The organism is Nocardioides sp. (assembly GCF_047607365.1).
In the GTDB taxonomy this organism is placed as follows: Bacteria; Actinomycetota; Actinomycetes; order Propionibacteriales; family Nocardioidaceae; genus Nocardioides.
The window spans coordinates 1-6273 of sequence record NZ_JASGDD010000177.1; the positions used below are offsets into that span (position 1 = coordinate 1).

Here is a 6273-nt window from a genome sequence, read left to right on the forward strand (position 1 = left end):
GCCCACCGGGTCGCCGCGGTGCTCCGGCGGGGGGCGCTGCGCGCCGACGTTCCCGCCGGCGGGCGGCTGCTGCTCGTCGACGACCGGGTCGTCACCGGCTGGACCCTCACCTGCGCCGCGGTCGCCCTCCGGCGCGCCGGCGCCGCCGCCGTGCTTCCACTCGCCCTCGCCTCGGAGTCGTAACCGGCCGCGAGCTGTCGCCGTGACAGCTCGCGGGACGAGTCCCCGCGCCTGTCAGTGCATCATCGTCGGCTGCTGCGGGGCGTTGAGCCCCTCTTCCTGCTTGCGGGGCAGGAGCGCCACCGGGATGAGCGTCACGACGATGATGACCAGTGCCACGATGTAGCTCGTCTGGAAGGCGCCGCCCATGTCGGACAGGGCCTGCGATGAGCCGGGGTTGGTGGCGATGGCGTCGGAGTCGTTGAGCCTGTTGGTGAGCACCACCGAGATCACGGCCACGCCGACCGAGCTGGCGATCTGCTGGATCACGTTGAGCAGCGTGGACCCGCGCGCCACTTCATGGTCGGTGAGGGTGCGCAACGCGGCGGTGAAGACCGGCATCATGGTGCCGCCCATCCCGAGGCCGGTGACGAACAGCCAGGCGCAGATGTGCCACACCGGCGCGTCGGGCGACGTGCTGGTGCACAGGCCGAGGAAGCCGATGATGATGCCCAGGAATCCGAAGGGCACGATCCGGCCGACGGGGATCTTGTCGGCCAGGGTGCCCGCGATCGGCATCACGAGCATGGCGCCGAGACCCTGCGGCGCGACCAGCAGCCCGGCCTTGAGCGTGGACTCGCCGCGCACCTGCTGGAAGTACGTCGGCACCAGCAGCAGTGCGCCGAAGAACGCGCCCGCGAAGAGGAACATGATGATGATCGACGTCGTGAACTGCCGATCGTGGAAGAGTCGCAGGTCGAGCAGCGGGTGCTTCGGTCGGAAGGACCAGGAGACGAAGCCGGCGATGAGTGCCAGGCCGAGGAGGCCCGGGACCAGCACCTCCGCCGAGCCCACGGTGCCGGTGCCCGGGATCTTGGAGACGCCGTAGAGGAACGCCGCCAGGCCGGGGGACATCAGCAGGAAGCCGACGAAGTCGAAGGTCTCGGTGCCGTTGGCGTTGTCGCCCGGCAGCGCGACGAGCGCATAGCCGATCGTGATCACGCCGAGCGGCAGGTTGATCAGGAAGACCCAGTGCCAGGACGCGGCGTCGATCAGCCAGCCGCCGAGGATCGGGCCCAGGATCGGGCCGAGCAGCATCGGCACGCCGAGGATCGCCATCAGCTTGCCCATCCGGTGCGGGCCGGCCGCCTTCGTCATGATCGTCATGCCGAGGGGCATCAGCATGCCGCCGCCGAGGCCCTGGAGCACGCGGAACGCGATCAGGGACTCGATGCTCCATGCGGTCGCGCAGAGCGCCGAGCCGAGCGTGAAGAGGACGACCGCGCCGATGAAGAGCTTCTTCGTGCCGAAGCGGTCGGCGGCCCAGCCGGTGATCGGAATCACCATCGCGAGGGCGAGGGTGTAGCCGGTCACGGTCCACGCCACGGTGGAGTAGGCGATGGTCTCGCCCGTGTCCGCCAGGGCGGTCTGGAAGGTCGGAAGGGCGACGTTCACCACGGTGATGTCGAGGATCGACATGATCATGCCGAGCACGACGACACCCGCGATGACGAGGATGTCCTTGGTGATCTTGTCGTCGGCCGCGTCGACTACGGTTTCATCGGTCACGGTCCGACCCTATGCGGCTCAACCGACAAGAGTGTTAATTGCCTCCAGCACCTCGGCGTCCTCCGGGTCGGTGCGCGGCCCGAACCGGCGCACGACGGTGCCGTCGGCGTCGACGAGGAACTTCTCGAAGTTCCAGGTGATGTCGCCGGCCTCGCCGCTCGACGCCTCGGGCGCCTGGGTCAGCTCCTCGTAGATCGCGTGGCGGCCCTCCCCGTTGACCTCGATCTTCTCCGTGAGCGGGAAGGTGACGCCGTACGTCGTCGAGCAGAACTCCTGGATCTCCTCGGCCGTGCCGGGCTCCTGGCCGAGGAACTGGTTGCACGGGAAGCCGACCACGGCCAGCCCGGGGGTCGACTCGGCGATGCGCTCGAGCCCCTCGTACTGCGGCGTCAGTCCGCACTTGCTGGCCACGTTGACCAGCAGGGCCGGCTTGCCGGCGGTCAGGGCGCCGAGGGTGGTGGGGGTGCCGTCGAGCTGGGCGATCGGCGCGTCGAGGATGCTCACGATGCGAGCGTACGCCGGGCGACGGGAGTGTCGGCAGGGGCGGTTAGGTTCGGGGCGTGAGCGAGCGACAGCGAGCGAGCCATTCGACACAGCGCGTGTGTGCCTCATGCGCGCACGGAGCGGAGCGAGTACGCGCATGAGTTTCATCCCTCTGACCGGGCACGCGACGTTGAGCGTCGGTGCTCGGCCGCGGGACGGCTCGGTCACCTTCAGCGACTCCCGCCGCTCGGTGTCCCTCCCCATCGTGGCGGCGGTGCCGGTGCTGACCAAGGCGATCCGCACGGAGGCCGTCCACCCGTCGGTCGGGCTCCTGGGGTTCGCCGCGCTGTTCGGGCTCCGGCTCGTGGCGGAGGGAAAGTTCGAGGGCGCGTCCTTCGGCGGCGAGGCCGGCTGGGCCCCGGTCGTGGTCGGCGACGACGTGGAGCGACTGCGGATGCAGGCGGAGTCGCGGGTGTATCTCGGCGTCGACGAGGAGGAGGCGGAGCGGCTGACCTGGGCGATGGTGTCCGCGACGATCGACGCCATGCCCGCCGGCTCGGCCCAGGGAGCTGCCCGGCGCGCGACCTCGTCGCTGGCCGGCCGTTCCGGCCCCTCGGGAGCGGGCGAAGGCGGAGGGCAGGCGCTCGCCGAGCGGCTCCGCGCCCGCATCGCCGATCGCCAACGGGCAGCCGTCTCCGCTCGGCCGCCGGGGCCCGACGAGCCGGAGGAGATCTCGATCTCGCTGCGGGTCGAGGCCGACGAGGAGTCCCTGACCGAGGGCGTCGTCCGGATCGTGCTCCAGGTCCACGACGCCGCCGATCCGCTGCACCTCGCCGACGCGTCGGTGCTGTGGCGCGACGACCCGCGGCTGCACGGCTTCGGGCCACGGGTGCGGACCCAGATCGCCTCCCTGCTGGCGGAGGCGGCGCGTGCCTGGCCGGTCCTCGACCGGATGCGCTTCCAGGCGTCGCCGACCGAGCTGATCCTCGAGACCGACGACATCGGCGCCCTGCTCGGCGAGGGCGTGGCGGCGCTCACGGCGATCGGCGTGGACGTGATGTGGCCGCGCGCGCTCGGCCGGCAGCTCACCGCCTCGGTCGTGGTCGACCGCGCCCCACCCGCGGGAGCGCCCGGGCGGCACGACGAGCATGCCTGGGAGGAGGCGCTCAACACCGGGCTCTTCGCACACGACGACCTCTTCGCGTTCCGCTGGCAGCTCGCCCTGGGCGAGGAGTCGCTGACCGAGGAGGAGATGGAGGAGCTCGCCAAGGCGGCCGGCCCCATCCTCAAGCTCCGCGGCGCGTGGACGATCGTCGATCCGGGCATCGCCCGCAAGGCCCGCAACCGGCTGCTCCGCCCGGTCCCGACGGTGGAGGCGCTGGCCGTCGCCCTGACCGGCGCCGCGCCGCTGGTGCCGGAGTCGGGAGTGACCAGCGGGGACGTGATCGTCGGGGCGAGCCTGGAGCGGCTGCGCGACACTGTCGTCGAGGTCGGCAGGGGCGACCTCGTGCCGGTGCCGCAGGCGCTGGCCGGGGAGCTGCGTGACTACCAGCGCCGCGGCCTGACCTGGCTGGCCGACCTCACCGCGCTCGGCCTCGGCGGCTGTCTCGCCGACGACATGGGCCTCGGCAAGACGATCACGCTGATCGCGCTCCACCTCCATCGCCGCGAGGCCCTTCTCGCGGCGCGCAAGGCCCCACTCGGCGGGGGTGGGCCGACGCTGGTGGTCTGCCCGACGAGTCTGATGGGCAACTGGGAGGCCGAGATCGCGCGGTTCGCGCCCGGCGTCGGCGTACGACGCCATCACGGCGGGTCGCGGGACCTGGCCGACGTCGTCGACGGATTCGTGCTGACGACCTACGGCACGATGCGGCGCGACGCCCGGCTGCTGGCCGCGGTGCCGTGGGACCTCGTCGTCGCCGACGAGGCTCAGCACCTGAAGAACCCGGCGTCCTCGACGGCGCGCAGCATCCGGCTCATCCCGAGCCGCGCCCGCGTCGCGCTGACGGGCACGCCGGTGGAGAACGAGCTGACCGAGCTGTGGGCGATCCTCGACTGGTGCGTTCCGGGGCTGCTCGGCAGCCGGCGGGCGTTCCGCAAGGCGTGGGCGGCGCCGATCGAGGCCGGGGTCCAGGTGACGACGCGGCGCTTCTCGGACCTGATCGCGCCCTTCCTGCTGCGGCGCCGCAAGACCGATCCGGGGATTGCGCCGGAGCTGCCGCCGAAGACCGAGACCGACCACCTCCTCAGCCTCACCAAGGAGCAGACCGTCCTCTACGAGGCCTACGTCCGCGACACGATGGAGCGCATCGAGCGGCTTCCCGGCGACGACCCCGCCCGTCGGGGGCTGATCCTGATGATGCTCACCGGGCTCAAGCAGATCTGCAACCACCCGGCGCACTTCCTCAAGCAGACCCAGGGGCGCATCGGCGGAAGGTCGCAGAAGCTGGACCTGCTCGACGAGGTGATCGAGACCGCGACGAGCGAGGGCGGGGCGGTGCTCGTCTTCACGCAGTACGTCGCCATGGCCCGCCTGCTGGAGACGCACTGGACCGAGGCCGGGATCGACCACCAGCTCCTCCACGGCGGCACCCCGGTCGCCGAGCGCGAGCGGATGGTCGCCCGGTTCCAGGCCGGGGAGAAGCCGGTCTTCCTGCTCTCGCTCCAGGCGGGCGGCACCGGCCTCAACCTCACCCGCGCCGACCACGTGGTCCACGTCGACCGCTGGTGGAACCCCGCCGTCGAGGACCAGGCCTCCGACCGCGCCTGGCGGATCGGCCAGACCCGGCCGGTCCAGGTGCACCGGCTGGTCATGCGCGGCACGCTCGAGGAGCGGATCGCCCTGCTGCTCGAGCGCAAGCGCGCGCTCGCGGAGGCGATCCTCGGGCGTGGCGAGGTCGCGCTCACCGAGCTCTCGAACGCCGAGCTCCGCGATCTTGTCACCCTTCACAGATCGAGCCCATAGGCAGCGCTCAGCAAGGGCGGGCAGACTCGCTCTCGTGGTGCAGAGGGTGTTTCTCCATGTCGGCGCGCCCAAGACCGGGACGACCTACCTCCAGGACCGGCTGGCGCGCAATCGCGCGAGCCTGGCGCGCCACGGGGTGAAGTACCCCGTCGGCGCCCACGACAGCATGTTCCTCGCCGCCGTCGACCTCACCGGGATCAAGTGGCCCGGATTCCATGAGCGCGCGGCGGGCGAGTGGGACGCGCTCGTACGCCGGATCAAGGCCGCTCGCGGCACGGTGATCGTCAGCCACGAGGTCTTCGCCGTCACCGGGCCGGTGCGGATCGCGCGAGCGCTGGAGGACCTCGCCGGCCTCGAGGTCCACGTCGTCTTCACCGCGCGCGACCCCGACCGCCAGCTCTCCGCCGACTGGCAGGAGAGCATGAAGACCTACAACTCCCGCAGCTTCGCGCGCTTCCTCGACCGGATCGTCGCCGACGACCCGATGAGGTCGAAGTTCTGGTTCTGGCGTGCCCAGCACCTGCCCCGCTCGCTCATGCTGTGGTCGGCGAGCCTGCCGCCCGAGCGGGTGCATCTCATCACCGTGCCGCGGGGCGGCTCCGACGCGCTGTGGACCCGCTTCTGCGAGGTCACCGGCATCGACCCCGCCTGGGCGCCCGAGGACGCCCAGCGGTCCAACCAGTCGCTCGGCGTCGTGGGAGCCCAGACGCTGCGCAAGCTCAACACCGCGCTGCTGCGCGACGGCGTCACCACCGAGGTGCACCGCGACCTGGTCTTCGACACGATCGTGCCGCGCCTGCTGGAGGCGATCGAGGAGCCCGAGCCGATCCGCACGCCGCCCTCGCTCCACGGCTGGGTCTCGGACCTCGCCGACCAGTGGATCGACTGGGTCAAGAACGCCGGCATCGACGTCGTCGGCGACCTGGAGGAGCTTCGCCCGCCGCCCCCGGCGGAGGACTGGCAGGACCCTGACGAGCTCCGCCTGCGGCGCGCGCTGCGGCTGATGACGATCGCCGCGACCGCCGCCATCGAGGAGGCCGCCGCGCGTCCCAATCCCGAGGCCCGGCTGCCCGCCCGCGCGCTCCGGGCCGGCCGGC

General features: G+C 71.8%; 5 protein-coding genes. 3 read left to right on the forward strand and 2 right to left on the reverse strand.

The features are described 5' to 3' along the window. Positions 1-183: hypothetical protein (locus QM572_RS13740; protein WP_415094046.1), on the forward strand; the 183-nt coding region annotated here is incomplete at its 5' end. A gap of 51 nt (positions 184-234) precedes the next feature. Here the strand turns inward: QM572_RS13740 and QM572_RS13745 are convergent. Together QM572_RS13745 and QM572_RS13750 are read right to left on the reverse strand one after the other, a co-directional pair. Next, a complete protein-coding gene (locus QM572_RS13745; RefSeq protein WP_415094047.1) occupies positions 235-1728 on the reverse strand; it encodes a DHA2 family efflux MFS transporter permease subunit in 1494 nt (497 codons plus the stop codon). An 18-nt stretch (positions 1729-1746) separates the two neighbouring features. Next, entirely contained in the window at positions 1747-2232 is a 486-nt protein-coding gene (locus tag QM572_RS13750; RefSeq protein ID WP_415094048.1) for a glutathione peroxidase, read from the reverse strand. Between the two features lie 136 nt (positions 2233-2368). On the opposite strand from QM572_RS13750, the gene QM572_RS13755 reads away from it, so the two are divergent. Together QM572_RS13755 and QM572_RS13760 are read left to right on the forward strand one after the other, a co-directional pair. Further along, the gene (locus QM572_RS13755) at positions 2369-5176 is read left to right on the forward strand and encodes a DEAD/DEAH box helicase (protein WP_415094049.1); all 2808 of its coding nucleotides are present in this window, start codon (positions 2369-2371) and stop codon (positions 5174-5176) included. A 34-nt stretch (positions 5177-5210) separates the two neighbouring features. Beyond that, a partial coding sequence (locus QM572_RS13760; protein WP_415094050.1) for a hypothetical protein occupies positions 5211-6273 on the forward strand: 1063 nt, incomplete at its 3' end.